Source organism: Enterobacter sp. 18A13, from assembly GCF_007035975.1.
GTDB classification, from domain to species: domain Bacteria; phylum Pseudomonadota; class Gammaproteobacteria; order Enterobacterales; family Enterobacteriaceae; genus Enterobacter; species Enterobacter vonholyi.
Map to the genome: position 1 here is coordinate 3,239,895 of NZ_AP019634.1, position 21,762 is coordinate 3,261,656.

At 57.2% G+C, this 21,762-nt stretch carries 20 protein-coding genes; 4 read left to right on the forward strand and 16 right to left on the reverse strand.

Annotated elements, in window-relative coordinates; genetic code table 11:
- Window positions 1-12: 12 nt before the first annotated feature.
- The 3 genes from truA to pdxB form a co-directional block, all read right to left on the reverse strand.
- Window positions 13-825 carry a tRNA pseudouridine(38-40) synthase TruA gene (truA, locus tag FOY93_RS15650; protein ID WP_111965254.1) on the reverse strand — a complete coding sequence of 271 codons (813 nt, stop codon included), beginning with the start codon at window positions 823-825 and terminating at the stop codon, window positions 13-15.
- Entirely contained in the window at window positions 825-1,838 is a 1,014-nt protein-coding gene (locus tag FOY93_RS15655) for an aspartate-semialdehyde dehydrogenase (RefSeq protein WP_032646629.1), read from the reverse strand. The genes truA and FOY93_RS15655 overlap by 1 nt, the downstream gene beginning before the upstream one ends.
- A 67-nt stretch (window positions 1,839-1,905) precedes the next feature.
- Window positions 1,906-3,042 (reverse strand): 4-phosphoerythronate dehydrogenase PdxB, encoded by a 1,137-nt coding sequence (gene pdxB, locus FOY93_RS15660; protein WP_111965253.1) that lies wholly within the window; start codon window positions 3,040-3,042, stop codon window positions 1,906-1,908.
- A 113-nt stretch (window positions 3,043-3,155) separates the two neighbouring features.
- Here pdxB and flk point away from each other — a divergent pair, with 113 nt between their 5' ends.
- Window positions 3,156-4,160: a flagella biosynthesis regulator Flk gene (gene flk, locus FOY93_RS15665; protein ID WP_045402671.1), complete on the forward strand. Its 1,005-nt coding sequence runs from the start codon at window positions 3,156-3,158 to the stop codon at window positions 4,158-4,160.
- A gap of 90 nt (window positions 4,161-4,250) precedes the next feature.
- On the opposite strand, the gene FOY93_RS15670 is transcribed toward flk, so the two are convergent.
- Both FOY93_RS15670 and fabB read right to left on the reverse strand, forming a co-directional pair.
- Window positions 4,251-5,429, reverse strand: a complete 1,179-nt coding sequence (locus FOY93_RS15670) for an MFS transporter (protein ID WP_143345353.1) — start codon at window positions 5,427-5,429, stop codon at window positions 4,251-4,253.
- 206 nt (window positions 5,430-5,635) lie between these two features.
- Window positions 5,636-6,853 (reverse strand): beta-ketoacyl-ACP synthase I, encoded by a 1,218-nt coding sequence (gene fabB, locus FOY93_RS15675; protein ID WP_014832795.1) that lies wholly within the window; start codon window positions 6,851-6,853, stop codon window positions 5,636-5,638.
- 158 nt (window positions 6,854-7,011) lie between these two features.
- Here fabB and mnmC point away from each other — a divergent pair, with 158 nt between their 5' ends.
- Window positions 7,012-9,009, forward strand: coding sequence for a bifunctional tRNA (5-methylaminomethyl-2-thiouridine)(34)-methyltransferase MnmC2/FAD-dependent 5-carboxymethylaminomethyl-2-thiouridine(34) oxidoreductase MnmC1 (mnmC, locus tag FOY93_RS15680; protein WP_143345354.1), 1,998 nt, complete (start codon window positions 7,012-7,014; stop codon window positions 9,007-9,009).
- Between the two features lie 58 nt (window positions 9,010-9,067).
- On the opposite strand, the gene FOY93_RS15685 is transcribed toward mnmC, so the two are convergent.
- From FOY93_RS15685 to prmB, 6 genes are read right to left on the reverse strand one after another with little or no spacing between them, the layout of a single operon-like run.
- Window positions 9,068-9,346, reverse strand: a complete 279-nt coding sequence (locus tag FOY93_RS15685; protein ID WP_048029667.1) for a YfcL family protein — start codon at window positions 9,344-9,346, stop codon at window positions 9,068-9,070.
- Between the two features lie 13 nt (window positions 9,347-9,359).
- The gene (locus tag FOY93_RS15690) at window positions 9,360-9,905 is read right to left on the reverse strand and encodes an elongation factor P hydroxylase (protein ID WP_111965248.1); all 546 of its coding nucleotides are present in this window, start codon (window positions 9,903-9,905) and stop codon (window positions 9,360-9,362) included.
- Window positions 9,905-10,714: a sulfite exporter TauE/SafE family protein gene (locus FOY93_RS15695; RefSeq protein WP_136195504.1), complete on the reverse strand. Its 810-nt coding sequence runs from the start codon at window positions 10,712-10,714 to the stop codon at window positions 9,905-9,907. Before FOY93_RS15695 ends, FOY93_RS15690 begins: the two co-directional genes overlap by 1 nt.
- On the reverse strand, window positions 10,714-11,538 hold the full coding sequence (gene mepA, locus FOY93_RS15700) for a penicillin-insensitive murein endopeptidase (RefSeq protein WP_133294868.1): 825 nt from the start codon (window positions 11,536-11,538) through the stop codon (window positions 10,714-10,716). Before mepA ends, FOY93_RS15695 begins: the two co-directional genes overlap by 1 nt.
- 2 nt (window positions 11,539-11,540) lie before the next feature.
- Entirely contained in the window at window positions 11,541-12,626 is a 1,086-nt protein-coding gene (gene aroC, locus FOY93_RS15705) for a chorismate synthase (RefSeq protein WP_143345355.1), read from the reverse strand.
- A gap of 60 nt (window positions 12,627-12,686) precedes the next feature.
- Window positions 12,687-13,619, reverse strand: a complete 933-nt coding sequence (prmB, locus tag FOY93_RS15710) for a 50S ribosomal protein L3 N(5)-glutamine methyltransferase (protein ID WP_008502612.1) — start codon at window positions 13,617-13,619, stop codon at window positions 12,687-12,689.
- A gap of 145 nt (window positions 13,620-13,764) precedes the next feature.
- On the opposite strand from prmB, the gene smrB reads away from it, so the two are divergent.
- Window positions 13,765-14,316, forward strand: coding sequence for an endonuclease SmrB (gene smrB / locus FOY93_RS15715; RefSeq protein WP_008502613.1), 552 nt, complete (start codon window positions 13,765-13,767; stop codon window positions 14,314-14,316).
- Window positions 14,317-14,362: 46 nt separating this feature from the next.
- Here the strand turns inward: smrB and sixA are convergent, their stop codons facing one another.
- The 4 genes from sixA to FOY93_RS15735 all read right to left on the reverse strand — a co-directional run bounded on the left by sixA (window position 14,363) and on the right by FOY93_RS15735 (window position 19,046).
- Complete coding sequence (gene sixA / locus FOY93_RS15720) at window positions 14,363-14,848, reverse strand: phosphohistidine phosphatase SixA (protein WP_045330962.1); 486 nt, start codon at window positions 14,846-14,848, stop codon at window positions 14,363-14,365.
- 209 nt (window positions 14,849-15,057) lie between these two features.
- Entirely contained in the window at window positions 15,058-17,205 is a 2,148-nt protein-coding gene (gene fadJ / locus FOY93_RS15725) for a fatty acid oxidation complex subunit alpha FadJ (protein WP_143345356.1), read from the reverse strand.
- Window positions 17,205-18,515, reverse strand: coding sequence for an acetyl-CoA C-acyltransferase FadI (gene fadI / locus FOY93_RS15730; protein WP_133294870.1), 1,311 nt, complete (start codon window positions 18,513-18,515; stop codon window positions 17,205-17,207). The genes fadJ and fadI overlap by 1 nt, the downstream gene beginning before the upstream one ends.
- A gap of 246 nt (window positions 18,516-18,761) precedes the next feature.
- Entirely contained in the window at window positions 18,762-19,046 is a 285-nt protein-coding gene (locus FOY93_RS15735) for a YfcZ/YiiS family protein (protein WP_023294142.1), read from the reverse strand.
- A 372-nt stretch (window positions 19,047-19,418) separates the two neighbouring features.
- On the opposite strand from FOY93_RS15735, the gene fadL reads away from it, so the two are divergent.
- The gene (gene fadL, locus FOY93_RS15740) at window positions 19,419-20,702 is read left to right on the forward strand and encodes a long-chain fatty acid transporter FadL (RefSeq protein ID WP_115875916.1); all 1,284 of its coding nucleotides are present in this window, start codon (window positions 19,419-19,421) and stop codon (window positions 20,700-20,702) included.
- Window positions 20,703-20,746: 44 nt separating this feature from the next.
- Here fadL and mlaA read toward each other — a convergent pair whose 3' ends face one another.
- Window positions 20,747-21,499 (reverse strand): phospholipid-binding lipoprotein MlaA, encoded by a 753-nt coding sequence (gene mlaA, locus FOY93_RS15745; protein WP_115875917.1) that lies wholly within the window; start codon window positions 21,497-21,499, stop codon window positions 20,747-20,749.
- Between the last annotated feature and the right edge of the window lie 263 nt (window positions 21,500-21,762).

A 21,762-nucleotide genomic window follows, 5' to 3' on the forward strand; every position in this document is an offset into this window, starting at 1 on the left:
TTGCACCTTTGTTTAGTCCGCTAAAAACAGCGGGCCCATTGGCGGTTTCGGCAGGTCAAATCGTTCCGGATAGTCTACTGAGACCAGATACAATCCTTCCGCTTTCGCCGTGGCTGCCGCAAGCGTTCTGTCCTTCGCTGCCAGCAGGTCTGCAATCCAGCTCTCCGGCTGGTGTCCGGCACCTACTTCCATCAGGCTGCCCACAATATTCCGAACCATATGATGTACAAAGGCATTGGCTTTGATATCCACCACCACATACGCGCCAAAACGGCTGACGTTGATGTGCATGACGTTGCGCCACGGCGTACGGGATTGACACTGCACCGCACGAAACGACGTAAAGTCATTTTCACCAATCAGACACTGCGCCGCGCGATGCATACGTTCTGCGTCGAGCGGTTCATAAAAATGCGTCACGCCCTGGCTTAACACAGCCGGACGCAGGCGCTGATTGTAGATGACGTAGCGGTAACGGCGCGCCGTGGCGCTGAAGCGCGCGTGAAAATCATCCGGCACAGCTTTCACCCAGCGCACCGCAATGTCACCAGGTAAATTCGCATTTACGCCCAGCGTCCAGGCGGCATCCTTACGCACGGCGGTGGTTTCAAAGTGAACCACCTGCCCCGTGCCGTGAACGCCGGCATCCGTACGGCCTGCGCACAGGACGTTAATCGGCTCGTTTGCCACCTGAGAGAGCGCTTTCTCCAGCTTCTCCTGAACGCTGCGCACCTCATTTTGACGCTGCCAGCCATAATATTTACTGCCGTCGTATTCAATACCGAGGGCAATTTTATGAACCGGCGTTTGTTCCACGTCTGACATCAGTACAGGTACTCCTGCACCAGTTTTTCAGCGATCTTGACCGCCATCAGCGCGCCGCCGAAGCGAACGTTGTCGGCAACGGACCAGAACTGGACCTGCTCCGGCATACCGTAGTCGTTACGCACGCAGCCAACGGAAAGATGCGCGCTACCGGTAGCATCGCCTACCTGGGTCGGGAACTCGCTCTCTTCAGAGAGGACGATGTCTTCCCCGCGGCCAAACGCATCGCGCGCCTCTTCTGCAGCCAGCGGACGCAGCGCTTCAAAGCCGACCATCTGCGCATGACCGTAGAAGACCGGGGACTGTACGACGCTTGCGGAGATCATCAGGCCATCGTCCTGCAGAATTTTACGCACCTCATCGACGATACGGCGCTCTTCGCGCACGGAGCCCTCGCGATCCGGCAATAGCGGCAGCATGTTGAACGCCAGCTGGCGGCCAAAGAAATCATCTTCATCAATTGGAATGCCGTTCAGCAGCTTCGCGCTCTGCCCGGCCAGCGCGTCAACGGCCTTTTTGCCGTTTGCGGACGCCGACAGCAGGCTGGTGACGGTAATGCGCGACAGGCCGCCGTCGTCGATCAGCGGTTTCAGTGCAGTCAGCAGCTGGCTGGTCAGGCTGTTGGGGACCGCAATAACGTTACGGTTGCGGTAGTCAGCCAGCACAAACGGGTTCACGTCCGGCACCACCAGCGGCACATCCGGCTCCATGGAGAACAGGCCGCTCAGGTCAATCACCAGGCAGCCTGCGTTGGTCGCCTCTTCAACGTACGCCGCAGTGGCTTCAGCACCTGCAGCGAAAAACGCCAGCTGCGCCTGCGTCCAGTCGAACGCCGCCGCATCCTGAACCATGACGGATTTACTGTTAAAACGCAGATGCTCACCCGCGCTATCGGTACGCGCCAGCGCATAGATATCGCCCACCGGGAACTGACGCTCAGCAAGCGTTTCGAGCAGGGCTTCGCCCACGGCACCCGTGGCACCTAAAATGGCAATGTTCCAGCCTTCAGACATGGTGGTTTACTCCAGAAATAAAAAAGCGTCCCTGTCGGAGTATCCGACAGGGAGCATTAAGAAGACATTAATGCGCCGGGTGATGAACGGCGTTAAACCCCAGCTTGTGCAGCAGCGTCGCCGCCGGGGCGTCGTCGCACATCACATACAGGGAAGACCACTCGCGGCGCTCAACGTAGTTCTTGCGCAGCTTATCAAACTCGCCCGGGATCCCCGCCACTTTACGCAACAGCGCATCATCGCGGCGCACATCATACACCAAATGCACCAGCCTTTTCAGCGTTGCCTGATCGAGCGGGCCGTGGAGAGTAATGCGGCCAAATTCAGGTGCGGGGAGTAAGGTATCCAGCGCCACCTGCTGCGGATGGCCGATAAACGCGCTGTAGGCCTCGAAGACCTGCGTCGTGCCGCGGGCTTTCCCTTCGAGGGTATAACCGGCGATATGCGCGGTGCCCACGTCCACCTTGTTAAGCAGCTCAACGTTGAGGTCCGGCTCCGGCTCCCAGACGTCCAGCACCACGCTGAGATCTTGTCCTTCGTTCAGACACGTCAGCAAGGCGGCGTTATCGACTACCGGACCACGACAGGCATTTATCAGAATAGTGCCAGCCTTCAGACGGCGAATGAGCGCCTCATCGGCAAGATGCAGCGACTTATACGGCCCCTCTTTAAACAGCGGCGTGTGGAACGTCAGCACGTCACACTGTTCAACCAGCTCGTCCAGCGAGCGGAAATCCCCGTCCTCGCCGTTGTCTTTGCGCGGCGGATCGCACAGCAGAGTGCGGATCCCTAACGCTTCCAGGCGCTTTTGCAGGCGCCCGCCGACGTTACCCACGCCGACAATCCCCACGGTGCGGTCTTTCAGCGCAAAACCGTCGCGCTCGGCCAGCATCAGCAGCGAGGAGAAAACGTATTCCACGACTGCAATGGCATTGCAGCCCGGTGCGGCGGAAAAACCGATTCCGGCCTGCTTCAGCCATTTATCATCCACATGATCGGTCCCTGCCGTTGCGGTCCCAACGAACTTAATCGCCTTACCGGCGAGCAACGCCTCATTTACTTTGGTCACCGAGCGCACCATCAGGGCGTCGGCATCGTCCAGTTCGTTGACCGGGATCGGGCGACCAGGAACAGCCTTTACGTTACCCAGGCGGCTAAACAGCTCACGGGCGTAAGGCATATTTTCATCAACGAGGATTTTCACGTCTGAGTACCTGTTTGAGAGGAAGAAAACCTGCCAAGTGTGCCATAATCTGGCCGCCAGGCATATACGTCTGCCAGGTTTACGCTGAGTTTTGACTTTAAGGATTTTTGACGATGCAGCCCATTTCAGGTACGCCGCCACGCCCTCCGGGTGAAGGCCCGGTCACGCCAAACGTTGCCGGTGAACAACCGCTATCCACGCAACAGCGCACCGTGCTGGAGCGACTGATCACGCGCCTGATTGCGCTGACTTCGCAGCAGAACGCGGAAGTCTGGGCCGGGGTAAAGCATGATTTAGGCGTGAGAAACGACGCACCGCTGCAGTCGCGCCATTTCCCGGCGGCCGAACAAAATCTGAACCAGCGTATTACGACCGCGCAGCAGAACCACACCACCCGCCAGATTGTTTCTCAGCTGACGGAGCTGCTGGGTCAGGGAAATAACCGCCAGGCGGTAAGTGATTTTATTCGCCAGCAGTATGGTCAGACCGCGCTGGGCCAGCTGACGCCCGACCAGCTCAAAACCGTGCTGACCCTGCTGCAGAATAACGAGCTGTCTATTCCGCAGCCACAGGTGCGCCCGGCGACCGAGCGTCCTCTGCTGCCCGCCGAGCACAATACGCTCAAGCAGATGGTGACGAAGCTGGCCGCGGCCACCGGCGAGCCGACGAAGCTTATCTGGCAATCCATGCTGGAGCTGTCCGGCGTGAAGGCGGGTGAGTTAATCCCGGCCAAACAGTTTACTCATCTGGTGACCTGGCTTCAGGCGCGCCAGACGCTCAGCACCCAGAGCGCCCCTACCCTGCATACCGTCCAGGCCGCGCTGAAACAGCCGCTTGAGCCGCACGAGTTCGAGGTGATTCGGGATTACGCCCAGCAAAACTGGCAGGCCACGCCGCAGACGGTACTGACCACCGCGCAGGTGCAGGATCTGCTCAACCAGATCTTCGTTCGCCGCGCAGAGCGTGAAGGCGGCGTGCCGGAGGTAAGAAACATTCAGCCGATCTACAGCCCGCTGTTTGCGCCGGTCGTGGAAACCTTCAGAACGCTCTCCGCGCGTCCGGGGTTGATGTTTATTGCGCTACTGATTGCACTGGCGATTTTCTGGCTGGTTGTCTGAGGTTTGGCCCGGTGGCGCTGCGCTTACCGGGCCTACAACGGCTTGAACCGTAGGCCGGGTAAGGCGCAGCCGCCACCCGGCAACAACGACTCACGTTCTGCGAAACGCCACCAGCGTCACCACGATCCCCACCACCGCGGAAACCGCACCGGCCAGGAAGACGGACGGATAGCCAAACGAGGTGGCTAACAGCCCGGCCAGCGGCCCGGTTACCCCGTATGAGATATCCTGAAACGCCGCATAGCCGCCGAGCGCCGTCCCGCGCACCTGCGGAGCCACGCGCTTCACCACTTCTACACCGAGTGCCGGGAAAATCAGAGAACAGCCGCAGCCGGTCAGCGCCGCACCAAGCAGCGCAACGGAAGCCACGGGAGCATTCCACAGCAGCAGCAGACCGATGGTCTCAATCACCAGCGACGCCACCGCCACCTTCACGCCGCCAAAGCGATCCGGCATCCAGCCGAAGAAGACGCGCATTAGCACAAACGCGCCGCCAAAAGCGGTGAGCGTAAAACCGGCCATCGCCCAGCCACGGCTCATAAAATAGAGCGAAACGAACGTCCCAATCACCGCAAAACCCACGCCCTGCAGCGCCAGGCCAAGACCCGGCTGCCAGATTTGGCCGACCACGCTCCACAGGGAAGGTCGCTCGCCTTTGTGCGCGGGCACCTTACGCACCGAGCCGTTAAACGCCCACGCCAGCAGAGGTAAAACCATGGTGGTTGCGGCCAATGCCGCAAATCCAAACTGGCTATTGATAAGCAGCCCAAGCGGCGCACCGGCAGCCAGCGCGCCATAGATGGCCATACCGTTCCAGGACATCACCTTACCGGAACGAGCAGGCCCCACCAGCCCCATTCCCCAGGTCAGGGTGCCGGTCAGCAGCTGGCTTTCACCGAAGCCAAGAATTAAACGGCCCAGTACAAGCAGCGCAAATTTATACGCAGCATCGACCGGCAGTAGAGCCGCCAGCAGCCAGGCGCCGCCCGCTAGCCCGCAGGCAAACATGCCCTGCAGCGCCGAGCGCTTGGCACCGTGCTGATCCGCCAGACGTCCGGCGTACCCGCGGGTTAATACAGTGGCTAAAAACTGAATGCCCACAGCAATGCCGACCATGGTGTTGCCATAGCCCAGTTCCTGATGAACGAAAAGCGGGATCACCGGCAGCGGCAGGCCAACGGTCATATAGGTCAGGAATACCGCAAAGGCGATACGGAACAGCGAGACGTTCGCTGAAGGGGTTGTTTCTGTTTGAGTTACTGCAGTCATGCTTTACTCCGAAATGAAGAGTAAGGCGGGAAAATGCCACGCCCCCTCTACCTGGTTATCAGGATTAAGGCGCGTTGGTTGACGTTAAACGCTTACGCATTATCGTGAGGATAATGTTGAAGGGTGAAGTTTGCCTGTGAGATCAGCCGCTTGTCAATGCATAAAAAAGGGAGCCTATGGCTCCCTTTCGGAATCAAACTTAAAACTTATGCTTTCAGCTTACGCATAACCAGCGTGGCGTTGGTACCACCGAAGCCGAAGCTGTTTGACATGACGGTAGTTAGCGTCGCTTCCGTTGGTTTGGTCACGATGTTCAGGCCGGCAGCCTGCTCGTCCATCTCTTCAATGTTGATGCTTGGCGCGATAAAGCCGTTTTCCAGCATCAGCAGAGAGTAGATCGCTTCCTGCACGCCAGCCGCACCCAGAGAGTGACCGGTCATGGCTTTAGTCGCGGAGATCGCCGGGCTGTTGTCGCCGAAGACTTCACGGATCGCACCGAGCTCTTTCACGTCGCCTACTGGAGTAGAGGTACCGTGGGAGTTCAGGTAGTCGATTGGGGTGTCAACGCCGTGCATCGCCATCTTCATGCAGCGCACCGCGCCTTCGCCGGATGGCGCAACCATGTCGGCACCATCAGACGTCGCACCGTAGCCCACGATCTCAGCGTAGATATGCGCGCCACGTGCCAGGGCATGCTCCAGCTCTTCAACCACAACCATACCGCCGCCGCCCGCGATAACGAAACCGTCGCGGTGCGCATCATAGGTACGGGAGGCTTTATCCGGGGTTTCATTGTACTTGGTGGACAGTGCGCCCATCGCGTCGAATTCACAGGCCATTTCCCAGCCCAGCTCTTCGCCGCCGCCAGCAAATACGATGTCCTGTTTACCCAGCTGGATCTGCTCAACAGCGTTACCGATACAGTGTGCGGAGGTCGCACACGCGGAGCTGATGGAGTAGTTCACACCGTGGATTTTGAACGGGGTCGCCAGGCACGCGGAAACCGCAGAACCCATGGCTTTAGTAACCACGTACGGACCTACCGCTTTCAGACCACGCGGGCTACGCATTGCGTCAGCACCGAATACCTGCGCTTTAGATGAGCCGCCGGAACCGGCAATCAGACCCACGCGCGGGTTGTTCTGATAAACCTCTTCGCTCAGGCCGGAATCTTTGATCGCTTCCTGCATGGAGAGATAAGCATAAATAGAGGCATCGTTCATGAAACGAACCACTTTGCGGTCGATCAAACCGGTGGTGTCCAGTTTGACGTTACCCCATACGTGGCTACGCATACCTGAATCTTTAAACTCTTCAGAGAAAGTGATCCCGGAGCGTCCTTCACGCAGAGATGCCAGGACTTCCTGCTGGTTATTACCGATGCTGGAAACAATGCCCAGGCCAGTAATCACTGCACGTTTCATTCAATACCTCTGTAAGTCGCACTATAGTAAGTTTCGAGTCGCACAATAGCGTACACTTGTACGCCGAACAAGTCCGATCAGACATTTTCTGCGGAAATTTGCACCGATAGACTCACATCGTTAAGATCGTGCCACTGCCTGTCAGACGAGTAACTTACGTGAAACAAAACGCTATACAACCCGCCAACCTCGAATTCAACGCTGAGGGTACACCTGTTTCCCGAGATTTTGATGACGTCTATTTTTCTAATGATAACGGACTCGAAGAAACTCGCTATGTTTTCCTCGACGGAAACCAGCTCAGCACCCGCTTCCCGGCGCACCCGCGGAGCCTGTTTGTGGTCGCGGAAAGTGGATTCGGCACCGGGCTGAATTTTTTAACCCTCTGGCAGGCGTTTAACCAGTTCCACGCTGCTCACCCCGAGGCTACGCTACAAAGATTACATTTCATCAGTTTTGAAAAATTCCCGCTCACCGCGCACGATCTGCGGCTCGCTCATCAGCGCTGGCCAGAGCTTGGTGCCTGGGCGGAGCAGCTTCAGGCGCAGTGGCCACCCCACATCGGCGGCTGCCACCGTCTGATTCTGGACGGCGGACGCGTGACGCTGGATTTATGGCTTGGCGACATCAATGACCTGACCGATACGCTCGATGATTCGATGAATCAGACGGTGGACGCCTGGTTCCTTGACGGCTTTGCCCCCGCCAAAAACCCGGACATGTGGAGCCAGCATCTGTTTAGCGCGATGGCGCGGCTGGCGCGCCCGGGCGCAACGCTTGCCACCTTCACCTCGGCAGGCTTTGTCCGCCGCGGACTACAGGAGGCGGGCTTTACCATGCAGAAAACCAAAGGTTTTGGCCGCAAGCGCGACATGCTGGTCGGCAGAATGGAGCAGACTCTGGATATCCCCGCCAGTGCTCCCTGGTTTGCGCGCCGCGCCAGCGCATCACGTGAGGTGGCGATAGTTGGCGGGGGGATCGCCAGCGCTCTGCTGTCTCTCGCGCTTCTCCACCGCGGCTGGCAGGTCACGCTCTACTGTGCTGACGACGCGCCAGCACGCGGCGCGTCCGGCAACCGCCAGGGGGCGCTCTATCCGCTTTTAAGCGCGCACGACCCGGCCCTGTTCCGTTTTTTCCCGGCAGCGTTTACCTTCGCTCGTCGCCTGTACGATGCCCTGCCGGTGGCGTTTGACCATGACTGGTGCGGCGTGACGCAGCTCGGCTGGGATGAAAAGAGCCAGCAAAAAATCACGCAGATGCTGTCGCTGGGTCTGCCTGACGAGATTGCCCGTGCGGTAAGTGCGCAAGAGGTGGCAGAGACCGCTGGCGTGGAAACCGGGTGTGGGGGCATTCAGTATCCGCTCGGCGGCTGGCTGTGCCCGGCTGAACTGACCGCGGCAGCCATTGCCCTGGCGCAGTCGCGCGGGCTGACGGTGCAGTATGCCTACAAGGTTGAATCGCTGAGCCGGACAGAATGCTGGGATCTGCGTTTTGCTAATGGCAAAGAGGCACGCCATGCCAGCGTTGTGCTGGCAAACGGACATCACATCAGCCAGTTTGCCCAGACGGAGTCGTTGCCGGTTTATCCGGTCGGCGGCCAGGTAAGCCATATTCCTTCCGCGCCTGAACTGAGCAAACTGCGTCAGGTGCTGTGCTATGACGGCTATCTGACGCCGCAAAATCCGTCTAACGGCCACCACTGCATCGGGGCCAGCTATCATCGTGGCGAAACGGATATGCGCTACAGCGAAGCGGATCAGGCCCAGAACCGCCAGCGCCTGATTGACTGCTTCCCGGATGCGGCGTGGGCGAAAGAGGTTGACGTCAGCGAGGGTGACGCGCGCTGCGGCGTGCGCTGCGCCACCCGCGATCATCTGCCGATGGCGGGAAATGTGCCGGACTATGATGCGACGCTTGAGGTTTATCAGGACCTTGCTAATAACCGGGATAAAGCGGTGAGCGCTCCGGTTTATCCGGAACTGTATATACTCGGCGGGCTGGGTTCTCGCGGGCTGTGTTCTGCGCCGCTGCTGGCCGAAGTCTTAGCAGCACAAATGAGCGGAGAGCCGATTCCGCTGGACAGAATTACGCTTGCGGGCCTGAATCCGAATCGATTGTGGGTGCGGAAACTGCTGAAGGGGAAGAAGATTAAATAGGGTGCGTTCCGGGGCCCTCACCCCGCCCCTCTCCCACAGGGAGAGGGTGGTGAAACACTTACTTCGCTTTTGCCTGCTGGAACAGGTTGTCCCACATGCCCAGCACCAGAGACTGGTCGCGCGGAGAGAGTTCCCCGGCCTGAATGGCTTTCTCCAGACTGCGGGTCACTTCTTCGTGAACGGCGTCGGCAGAGTGATCGTCCCCCGCTTCAAGCTCGGCTACCGCGAGCGTCAGGTGACCACGCAGATAACCGCTGGCGAACAGCTCATCATCGCTGGCGTGTTCCACCATGTCATCAATTAACGCCAGAATGCGTGATTCAAATTCTGCGATCATCTTCTTTCCTCTGTTAAAGATCTTCCGGCCAAGGGAAGCATTCCGCCGCGATCGCCGGCGTGTGGTAATAATTCTGTAAGGCCTCGATCAGGCGCGCCGGACGTTCCGGGATGCCTTTCTCAAGATATTCCATCACCTGCGCATGCACGCGGCGCTGGAAGACGATACGGTCTGGCTCGAAGTCGCCTTCGAGGTTGTCACAGCTGACGTTGAACGGGAAACCCGCCGCGACGCAGAACAGCCATTCCAGCGCCTGTGGTTTGACTTCCACATCTTCAAACTGCCCCTGCGTCGCGGCGTCACGTCCGTCCGGGCAGTACCAGTAACCAAAGTCTACCAGCTCGCGCCGCGCTTTTCCGGCGATGCACCAGTGCGAAATCTCGTGCAAGCCGCTGGCGTAAAAGCCGTGGGCAAAGACGATGCGGTTATACGGAACCTCGTCATCTGCAGGAAGATAGATCGGTTCGTCGTCGCCTTTAATCAGACGGGTATTAAAATCGTCAGCAAAACAGCCGTCGAAAATCTCAATCAGCTGTTCGTATTTATGCGTACTGTTCATTAGTGTATCCCCAACCAGGTGAGGATCTCCTGTCCATGGCTGTCATAAAGTAGTTTGGCGCTCATCACGGCCGAGACGATGACGATCATCGGGCGAATCAGTTTTTGCCCTTTGCTTAATACCAGGCGCGAGCCCGCGCGCGCGCCCAGGAACTGCCCTGCCATCATCACAAACCCGGTTGCCCAGATAACCTTGCCACCAATGATAAACAGCAGCAGGCCGCCGACGTTCGAGGTGGCGTTGAGCACTTTGGCATGGGCGGTGGATTTGGCGAGGTTAAACCCGGCCAGCGTCACGAACGCCAGCGCGTAAAACGAGCCTGCCCCCGGGCCGAAGAAACCGTCGTAAAAACCGACGCAGCCCCCGGCAATCAGGGCAAACGGCAGGCCGTGAAGACGACGCTGGCGGTCTTCCTCACCGAGCTTTGGCATCAGCAGGAAGTAGAGACCGATGCAGATAACCAGAACCGGCAGGATCTGGCGCAAAATATCCGACTGCACGTGCTGCACCAGCAGCGCGCCCGACGTGGAACCAATAAAGGTCATCAGGATATTGAGCTTCTGATCGGCCAGGCTCACCACCTTGCGGCGGATAAAATAGAGCGACGCCGAGAGCGAGCCGCCGCAGGCCTGAAGCTTGTTGGTGGCAAGCGCCTGCGCCGGGCTCATGCCCGCCGCCAGCAGCGCGGGTACGGTTAATAACCCGCCGCCGCCCGCAAGGGCATCAATAAAACCGGCCAGCATGGCCACGAAGAACAGCACCACCAGCAGCAGCGGTGACACCATAAACAGATCGACGAAATTATCCATTAAAGTACATGCTCATCCAGTAGCGCCTGGCAGGAAGGCGGCAGCGGAGGCGGTGTCTTCTTCTCAGGCTTAGAGGTTCCAGGTTTTGCCGGTTCAAACCAGCTTTGCAGTTCCGCACCGCAGCCATCGCCTGGCGGAGGTAGCGGCTGATCTTCACATTCCAGGCTATTCGCCGGGCAGCGCAGACGAACGTGCATGTGCGCACGATGCTGGAACCACGGCCGCACTTTGCGCAGCCAGTCACGATCGGTTCCGGCATCCAGACAGAGCTGCTGCTTGATGGCCGGGTTAACGAAAATCCGCGTGACGTCGTTATCTTCTGCCGCCAGCTTGATCATGCTGGATACGTCCCGCGTCCACAGGGACGGCACAACGCGCTTGCCGTCGCTCGCCACCAGATCCAGCGCCTGCGGTTTCAGCAGTTGGGCTGCGGTCCAGCGGGCTTTCGGCAGCTGCAGGAAGATATCCACATCCAGTCCGGTCTGGTGACTGGCGTGTCCACCGTTAAAACGACCGCCGGCAGGCATCCCCATATCGCCGATCAGCATCGTGCCCAGCCCCAGGTTATGAACCTGGTTTCCCAGTCGCTGAATGAACAGCACCAGATCCGGGTGGCCGAAGTAACGACGCTGGTCGGTACGCATCACCTGATAGGTCTCCGATTGCAGCGGAAGTTCCTGCGCGCCCACGATACAGCCGTTGGAAAAAGCGCCGATCGACTGCGCGCTCCCCGCCACCGGATGGGTGATTTTTTGCCACGGTGTGGCGGCCAGACTGGCTCCACTGGCCAGCAGCGCCAGCAGAGCAATTGCGGTTTTTTTCATGTTTACCAGCGTGGAATGGTGGTCGTCACATCCGCATTCTGCGCGCGCTGGCGCAGGAAGTGATCCATCAGCACGATCGCCAGCATCGCTTCTGCGATCGGCACCGCGCGGATCCCCACGCACGGATCGTGACGTCCTTTGGTGATCATCTCAACTTCTTCGCCATCGCGGTTAATCGTGTGGCCCGGCACGGTAATGCTGGAGGTTGGCTTCAGCGCGATGTTGGCAACAATCTGCTGCCCGCTGCTGATCCCGCCCAGGATGCCGCCCGCGTGGTTGCTCTGGAAGCCCGCTTTCGTGATTTCGTCGCGGTTCTGGCTGCCGCGCAGGGATACCACGTCAAAACCGTCGCCAATCTCAACGCCCTTCACCGCGTTGATGCTCATCAGCGCGTGGGCGATGTCGGCGTCGAGACGGTCAAATACCGGCTCGCCCCAGCCTGGCGGGACGCCATCGGCCACCACGGTCACTTTCGCCCCGATGGAGTCGCCCTCTTTTTTCAGGCCGCGCATCAGTTCGTCCAGCGCGTCCAGCTTGTCGGCATCGGCACAGAAGAACGGGTTTTGCTCGACCAGATCCCAGTCTTTGATCGCCAGCGGAATGTCGCCCATCTGGGTCAGACAGCCGCGGATAATGATGCCAAATTTCTGCTGCAGGTATTTTTTGGCAATGGCGCCAGCCGCCACGCGCATTGCGGTTTCACGGGCGGAAGAGCGTCCGCCGCCGCGATAGTCGCGGAACCCGTACTTTTGTTCGTAGGTATAGTCGGCGTGGCCCGGACGGAACACGTCTTTGATGGCGCCGTAGTCCTGGGAGCGCTGATCGGTGTTTTCAATCAGCAGACCAATGCTGGTGCCGGTGGTGCGGCCTTCAAAGACGCCGGAGAGAATTTTGACCTGGTCCGGCTCGCGACGCTGCGTGGTGTAGCGAGAGGTGCCCGGACGACGACGGTCGAGGTCGTGCTGTAAATCGGCTTCGGTCAGTTCGATGCCTGGCGGTACGCCATCAACGATACAGCCCAGCGCCAGCCCGTGTGACTCGCCAAAGGTGGTCACGCGGAATAACTGTCCAATAGTGTTTCCTGCCATCACGGCTCCGATGTTGTTGTTTGTGTTTGAGCGTTGTGAAACGGGCCGAAGCCCGCTGGATTAATCTTTATAGATGCTGAAGTGTTCGCGCGCGTCGAGCAGCTGCGCTTTGGTCAGCATAAAGACGCCGTCACCGCCGTTGTCGAACTCAAGCCAGGTGAACGGCACATCCGGGTACTGCTCTATCAGATGTACCATGCTGTTGCCCACTTCACAAATCAGAACGCCGTCGTCGGTCAGATAATCCGGCGCGCAGGCCAGAATGCGGCGGGTCAGCTTCAGGCCGTCAGAGCCAGAAGCCAGACCCAGCTCCGGCTCGTGGCGGTATTCGTTCGGCAGATCGGACATATCTTCCGCATCGACGTACGGCGGGTTGGTGACGATCAGATCGTACTGCAGCGTCGGCAGATCGCGGAACAGATCGGAGCGAATTGGCGTAACGTGATGGATCAGGCCGTGCTCTTCAATATTGTGTTCGGTCACGGCCAGCGCGTCGGTGGAGATATCGACGGCGTCCACTTCCGCTTCAGGGAAGGCGTACGCGCAGGCAATCGCGATGCAGCCGCTGCCGGTACACATATCGAGAATGTGCTGCGGCTGATGGCCGATCAGGCCTTCAAAGTGGTTGTTAATCAGCTCACCAATCGGCGAGCGCGGCACCAGCACGCGTTCATCGACATAGAACTCGTGGCCGCAGAACCAGGCTTTGTTGGTTAGATAGGCGACCGGAATACGCTCGTTCACGCGACGGATCACGCGCTCAACGATGCGGTGTTTTTCGCTGGAGGTCAGGCGCGCGGTGCGCATGTCTTCCGGGATATCCAGCGGCAGGTAGAGTGACGGCAGCACCAGCTGCACGGCTTCATCCCATGGGTTATCGGTACCGTGACCGTACCAGATATTGGCGGCGCTGAAGCGGCTAACCGACCAGCGCAACATGTCCTGTATGGTATGCAGCTCGTTTACTGCTTCATCGACAAATATTTTATCCACTCTTTCCTCCAGGGCATGCTCGCATAATTTTCGGCGGCTAGTTTGCCATGAAGACGGCGATAAATCAGCAATGACGCGTCGCGCTTGAGGTTAAAAAATGCGTTTAGTCGGGTACACTATCGGAAATACGAGATGAGAATGACGAATGAAAAAGAAAACATCGCTCAGCGAGGAGGATCAGGCGCTCTTCCGACAGCTGATGACCGGGACGCGTAAGATCGCGCAGGACACCATCGTTCATCGCCCGCAGCGTAAAAAAATCAGCGAAGTCCCGGTCAAACGCCTGCTGCAGGAGCAGGCCGATAACAGCCACTATTTTTCAGATGAATTTCAGCCGCTGCTTAATACGCAAGGGGCTGTTAAGTATGTACGCGAAGACGTCAGCCATTTTGAGCTGAAAAAATTACGCCGCGGGGATTATTCGCCGGAGCTGTTTCTCGATCTCCACGGCTTAACGCAGATGCAGGCCAAACAGGAGTTGGGGGCATTGATCGCCGCCTGCCGTCGCGAACATGTTTTTTGCGCCTGCGTAATGCATGGCCACGGTAAACATATTCTCAAGCAACAGACGCCCCTGTGGCTGGCGCAGCACCCGCACGTGATGGCTTTTCATCAGGCACCGAAAGAGTACGGCGGAGATGCCGCGTTGCTGGTGTTGATTGAAGTGGAAGAGTGGCAACCGCCAGAGTTGCCCTGACAGAATGGCGGGAAACACATTGCACCCCGCCATATCGCACGTCACGTCAGATCGCTTTTGCCATCTTCAGGTTGCACGGACTCATTTGCCAGTTGAAGACACCTTTGCCCGTTTCGTCGAGAGAAACATTGGCAATAGCGGATGTCGTGAACATAGGCGGGGTCTCGCCAGGGCAAAGCTCAGATACCAGATAGCCAACCAGTGGCAGGTGGGAAATGACCAGCGCGGAAGCGACACCTTCATTGCACAGCGCCTGAAGATAAGCGCTGACAAGGCCTACATCGCCACACGGGGTGAGTTCAGGGAGAACATCCACGCTGGATGGTAGGTTCATACACTCCCCTACCACGTCCAGCGTCTGTTCTGCACGCAGGAACGGACTCACCAGAACGCGTTCGATGTCCACTTTTTGACCGTTAAGCCAGGTCGCCATCAGACGAGATTCGTCGCAGCCACAGACGGTCAAAGGACGTACTGAGTCACTGGCGGCATCGAGTGCCGCGTCGCCGTGACGCATGATAAAAACTTGCATATTGCACCGCTTTTGTTAACCAGAATCACCGGCGTTAACTACCCGCGATAAATGCTGAGAGGTAGAAAACCCGATGGCCGGGCATTGTGCCTGATCCATTCGGTGAATGAAACGCTGTTTTTTACCTCAATGGCGTAAGTATAGTCAATCTCTGTTTACAAAATCGCCAGAACAGGTTCCTTCACTTCAGGATTTACCCTTCTTTGACCTCAGCTTACGAGGACAGTTTCCCTTGCTGGCCAAAATGTCTGGCCCCTTTCCGCCATCTGCAATAATTGGTCACACGGTGTAAACCGTGGACCATACTGCGAAGCCAGACGCTGCAGGATTGCAACCACTTCACCCGCGCCGAGCGTATCCATGTAACGGAACGGGCCGCCAAGGAACGGCGGAAAACCAATGCCAAATACCGCGCCGATGTCGCCATCGCGCGCGCTTTTGATTACCTGTTCACCAAAGCAGCGCGCCGCTTCATTGAGCATCATCATCACGCAGCGCTCAGCGCACTGAACGGCGGAGAGTTTTCCCTGACCAGAAGTCGTAATAAGTCCATAAACCGAAGGGTCGACCTGTTTCCTGCTTTTACGCCCTTTCGCGCCGTAAAGATAGAAACCGCGTTCATTTTTTCTGCCTTTGCGATCGTCCTTCAAAATCGCAGAAACAATGTTTGCAGGTGGGCTGAAACGATCGCCATATGCGGCTTCCAGCACTGGTATAATTTTAGTGCCGGTGTCTATTCCCACCTCATCCAAAAGTTGGATTGGACCTACGGGGAAACCAAACTTTACCAGCGCCTCGTCGACGTGCTCGATCTTCTCCCCCTCCGTCAGCAACCGCATGGCTTCATTAATATAGGGAGCCAGAATGCGGTTGACGTAGAAGCCGGCCTTATCTGCTACTACGATCGGCGTTTTCCCCTGCTTCTTCGCAAGCTTGACTACCGTGGCGATGGTTTGCGGACTGGTCGTCGCGTGTGGAATAACTTCCACCAGCGGCATTTTTTCGACCGGGCTAAAGAAGTGCAGCCCAATCACCTGCTCCGGACGCGCGGCTTTCGCCGCGATATCGCTAATCGGCAATGACGACGTATTGGAGGCAAAAATGGTATGCGGGGCGCAATGCTGCTCAACGTCTGCCACCATCTGCTGCTTAAGCGCCAGATCTTCAAACACGGCTTCAATCACCAGATCGCGGTGCGCAAAACCGCTGTAATCCGTCGTGCCGGAGATCATCGCCAGGGTTTTATCACGCTCGCTTGCCTTGATATGGCGGCGCTTGACCTTTTGATCAAGGTTCTGCCAGCTGTACTGCAGCGCGTGGTTGATACCCTTCGGATTGATGTCTTTGATTCGTACAGGTAATTTGCCTTTGCTGGCGGTAACAAAAGCGATACCGCCGCCCATGAGCCCCCCACCCAGTACGCCAATGGCACGCAACGGTGCAGGCTCAGCCTCGCTGCCAGGATCTTTTTTCACGTCCGTGCTGGCGAAGAAGATGCTGCGCAACGCCTGTGACTGCGGCGTCATCGCCAGTTCGCCGAAGGCTTTGGCCTCCGCGGCATAGCCGCTGCTGCTTCCCTGCGACAGCCCGGTTTCGATCACGTCCAGGATCCGCTTTGCCGCCGGGTAGTTGCCTTTGGTTTTTTGTTCAGTCTTTTTGCCCACCATGTTGAACAGAAGCGTTCTTCCCAGCGGAGCAGCCAGAACGCGCTCGCGGACCGGCAGAGGTCGTTTTGCCTGACGCCCTTTCAGCGCAAGCTCGACGGCGGCTTCCAGTAAAATAGACTGCGGCACGACGTCATCGACCAGACCGGCTTTCAGCGCCTGACGGGCACGCAGCTGTTTACCGGTTAAGATCATCTCCAGCGCCGTGCTGACGCCCACGAGGCGCGGCAGTCGTTGCGTTCCGCCGGAGCCAGGCAGCAGGCCCAGCTGCACTTCCGGCAGGCCCAGAATGGTTTTTGCATCGTCAGTACAAATCCTGCTGTGACATGCCAGCGCCAGCTCAAGCCCGCCGCCCAGACAGGCGCCGTGGATCGCTGCGATAACCGGGATCGGCAGGCTGTTGATCTCCGACATTACCTGCTGGCCCTGACGCGCCAGCTCTTCGGCTTCCAGTGCGTTTTGCGCCCGGTCGATCATGTTGATATCCGCCCCGGCGATAAAGTTGTCGGGTTTGGCAGAGATAAACACCAGGCCGCGAATGGCTTTGTTTTCGCGGATCTGCTTTAGCATCGCGCGCACCTGAACACCAAATTCGGCCTTCAGGGTATTCATCTTTTCATCAGGCACATCAATAGTGATAACGGCCACGTTATCGAGGCGAACCGTCAGATTAAATGCAGATGGCATATCCATTATTCAGCCTCCAGAACCATTGCTGCGCCAAGGCCACCCGCCGCACAGGCGGTAACGAGGCCAAACCCGCCGCCCCGGCGACGGAGTTCATGTAATGTTTGCGTGATCATTCGCGCACCGGTGGCGGCAAACGGATGACCGTAGGCGATAGAACCACCCAGCACGTTGAACTTACTCTGATCCACTTCGCCTGTGGCATGGGCGCGGCCCAGCACATCGCGCGCGAAACGCTCGCTTGCCAGTAGCTGAACGTTTGCCAGAGTCTGCGCGGCAAACGCTTCATGCATATCAATCAGGGTTAAATTAGCCATCGTCAGCCCCGCGCGCTCCAGCGCCAGCGGCGTCGACCATGCCGGACCTAACAACATGTCTTGCCAGACATCAATGGCGGTGAAGGCATAGCTGCGTAAATAGCCCAGGGGAGTGATGCCCAGCTCTTTCGCGCGGGATTCGGTCATCAGGATCACGGCGGCGGCCCCGTCCGTCAGCGGCGTACTGTTCGCCGCCGTCACCGTGCCGTGCTTGCGGTCAAACGCCGGGCGCAGCTTTGCGTAATCCGCCAGCGTCGAGGTGCCGCGAATATTGTTATCTTCCGCAAGCGGTTCGCGATAGGGCGGAATGTAGGCGGTCATGACCTCGTCGGTCAGCTTGCCTTCCGACCAGGCTTTTGCCGCAAGCTGATGCGAGCGATGCGCCAGCGCATCCTGCTGTTCACGGGTAATGCCGTAGGTTTTCGCCATCTGCTCGGCGGTATCGCCCATGCGCAGGCCAGTGGAGTATTCCGCTACGGCAGGTGGCACGGGCATCAGATCGCGCAGACGTAAACGCGAGAAGAGTTTGAGTTTCTGACCCGTCGTACGGGCTTTGTTGGCATCGACCAGGATACGCGCCAGCTTTTTACTGACCCCAATCGGCAGCACCGAAGAGGAGTCTGCCCCGCCCGCAATCCCGGCGCGGATAGTCCCCGCCATCAGGCTTTCGGCGACGTTCGCCACGGCCTGGAAACTGGTTGCGCAGGCGCGACTGACGCTGTAGGCATCGGTGTGCACATTCATCCCGGTACCAAGGACGATTTCCCGCGCAATGTTGGGGGCTTCAGGCATCTGCACGACCTGACCGAACACCAGCTGTTCGATGACCTCAGGCGGAATTTCGCTGCGAGCCAGCATCTCCCCCACTACCATTTTCCCCAGGTCAACGGCCGGTATGCCATGAAACGCCGTTGCCTGACGCGCAAATGGCGTTCGCAATCCACTGACTATGGCAATGCGATCGCCCTGACGGGTAATTAGCGGTAATGCCTGACTCATAACACTCCCCTGTAAAAAATTTTTCGCAAACATAAAGTGGTCTGACCTGATAATAGTCTTAACCATTTTTTTACATTCAGCCAATCGGGGAAACGAAAAAGTGCGAGCTAAAACACAGAGAAGAAAAAGAAAATGCCCCTGCATGGCAGGGGCATTTGTGCGGTTTGTTGCCGGGTGGCGGCGTTGCCTTACTCGGCCTACACAATCGTAGGCCCATGCAAGCGAAGCGCCGCCGGGCAAAAAGGATTAACGCAGACCCAGCTGGAAAATCAGCGTTTCTGCTTCGCAGGCGAAAACAAAGTCGATGTCCAGCTTCACGCCGCCTTCCACTTCGGTGAAGGTCGACTTGATTTCACACGGATCGGATTCAACATCACGCGCACGCTTGCTCAGCGCGGCCAGGGTCTCTTCCGCTTCGGCACGGTTAGTGAACACACGGCTGTAAGACGCGGTGCAATCGGAGTTGTCCATGATGGTCCCAACATCCATACAGCAGCAAACCGGGGTTTCATCAGCACTGCATTTACTCATAGCTCAATTTCCTCTGTATTCGCGCAGCGCGCGAGATAAACACGATGCTGATATTTTACGCCCCGGCGCGGGCTCTCTCCAGCCGTTAATGGTGCAAAAACGGATAAGTGACCAATATCACACTAAAAAATGATCCAGAACAAAAACCACCCTTTTGGGTGAGTCGCGATGGTCACAATTTTGCCAACCAGATCTCGTTTCGCGAAACATGTTTGAAAATATTAATAAACAAACTTGCAACATTCTGGCTGGTCAGACCTATACTCTGGCCACTGGTCTGATTTGTCTGTCATACCTCAGACCCTACACTTCGCGCTCCTGTTACGGTATGTAACAATTATTGAATAAAAATAACTCAATGAGGTTATGGTCATGAGCCAGAAAACCCTGTTCAACAAGACTGCGCTGGCAGTCGCAGTGGCACTCGTCTCCACTTCCGCCTGGTCAGCGGGCTTTCAGTTAAACGAATTTTCTTCCTCTGGCCTTGGCCGTGCGTATTCCGGGGAAGGCGCTATTGCTGATGATGCGGGTAACGCGAGTCGTAACCCCGCGTTGATCATGATGTTCGATCGTCCGACTTTCTCTGCCGGTGCGGTTTATATCGACCCTGATGTCAACGTTTCTGGTAAGTCGCCTTATACGGGTGCGAGCCTTAAAGCGGACAATATTGCCCCAACAGCATGGATCCCCAACCTGCACTTCGTTGCGCCCATTAACGAACAGTTTGGCTGGGGTGCATCCGTAACGTCTAACTACGGCCTGGCTACCGAGTTCAATAACAACTACCCGGCTGGTGAATACGGCGGTAAAACAGACCTTACTACGCTGAACCTCAACCTGAGCGGTGCGTATCGCCTGAACGATAACTGGAGCTTTGGTCTGGGCTTTGATGCCGTTTACGCCGATGCCAAAATCGAACGTTATTCCGGGGAACAGACTGCGCGCCTGCCTAAAAACAGCAATAAAATTGCCAGTCTTGAAGGTGATGAGTGGGGCTATGGCTGGAACGCCGGTATCCTCTACGAGCTGGACAAAAACAACCGTTGGGGCCTGACCTATCGTTCCGAAGTGAAAATTGACTTCGACGGCGATTACAAGAGCGGCATCCTGACGCCTGTGAACAACCTGGTTCCTGGTGCGGGTACAACCATTCCTTGGGGAACGTCCAACCAGACCGTTCCAGGTTCACTGTCACTGCATTTGCCAGAAATGTGGGAAGTGTCCGGTTACAACCGTGTTGCGCCGCAATGGGCTATCCACTATAGCCTGGCCTATACCAGCTGGAGCCAGTTCCAGGAGCTGAAAGCGACCGGAACCAATGGCCAGACGCTGTTCTATAAGGACGAAAGCTTCCACGACGCCTATCGTATTGCGTTGGGTACCACCTACTACTACGATAAAAACTGGACATTCCGCTCCGGTATCGCATTTGACGACAGCCCGGTTCCGGCAGACAAACGTTCCATTTCCATTCCGGATCAGGACCGTTTCTGGTTAAGCGCGGGCGCGACGTATGCGTTCAACGAGAATGCATCCATCGATGCGGGCGTATCTTATATGCACGGTCAGAAAGTGACGTTCCAGGAAGGCCCTTACGAGTTTACCTCTGAAGGTAAAGCCTGGCTGTTCGGTACGAACTTCAACTACGCGTTCTAATCGCGACAGAATCAAAAAAGGTGAGCATTGCTCACCTTTTTTATTTACTCAGAATCGATATCTTTTAGTTCGTTCTCGATCGCCTTCGCGTTTGGATTCTCTTCCGGCTTCAGCTTACCGCCGTTGGCAATAAAGTCATGATTCTGGAAGTACGCTTCACGTACCATAATGTACGGGTCAGAAGACTGGCGCAGCAGGCCATCAGAGTCGAGCAATTGCGCGCGGGTTTCAATCCCTTCTACCGTCCATTTACCCACCGACAGCGGCCAGGTCAGCCATGACAGAACCGGATACAGCGTATCGACCATATCACCGCCGTCATCACGCACGGTGAAGCTGCCATAGAACGGCAGATGAACGTAAGGGCCGTAACCGACACCATAATGCCCCAGCGTACTACCAAAACGGTGCGGCTGTTCACGCTGAAGTTTCGGGTTCGCCATGCCTGCGACGTCAATAAAGCCGCCCATCCCCAGAATGGAGTTCAGGAAGAAGCGGGTAAAGTGGACCATCCCCTGGTAGGGGTCGCCCTGCAGGAAGTAGTTCACCATTACCGCAGGCTCTTCGAGGTTGCTGGTAAAGTTACTTAACCCGTTACGCGCGGGCTGTGGAACATAATCGCGCCATGCCACTGCCACCGGGCGAACCACATACGGGTCCAGCACGTTGTAGTTTAAGCTATACATGGAGCGGTTAAATCCTTCGAGAGGATCGGAGCGGCCCGTTTGCTCCCCAGAGCTGGCGCAGCCCACAAGCATCGTCGCGCCCAGCGCAAGCGCCGACAGCCGAAGTTTCATAAATATCTCCCTGTTCAGTATGGCTATCGTTGATTGCCATCCGTAACGGAGCCTGATGCTCCGTCTGTAAACGTGCAAGCGATTGTAACAGCACGTTTACCGATGTCTATGAGCACAATTACGGGCAGTAACCAGCGTGACTCTGATCTCAGCATAGCCTGGCTTTTAGAATTCGTTTCGCTGGCAATTTTATAATGCCTTTGAAAGAGATGTATCACCTTTGTTGTCATTGCTGCCAATTTAAGAGCATCCCCACAGGCATC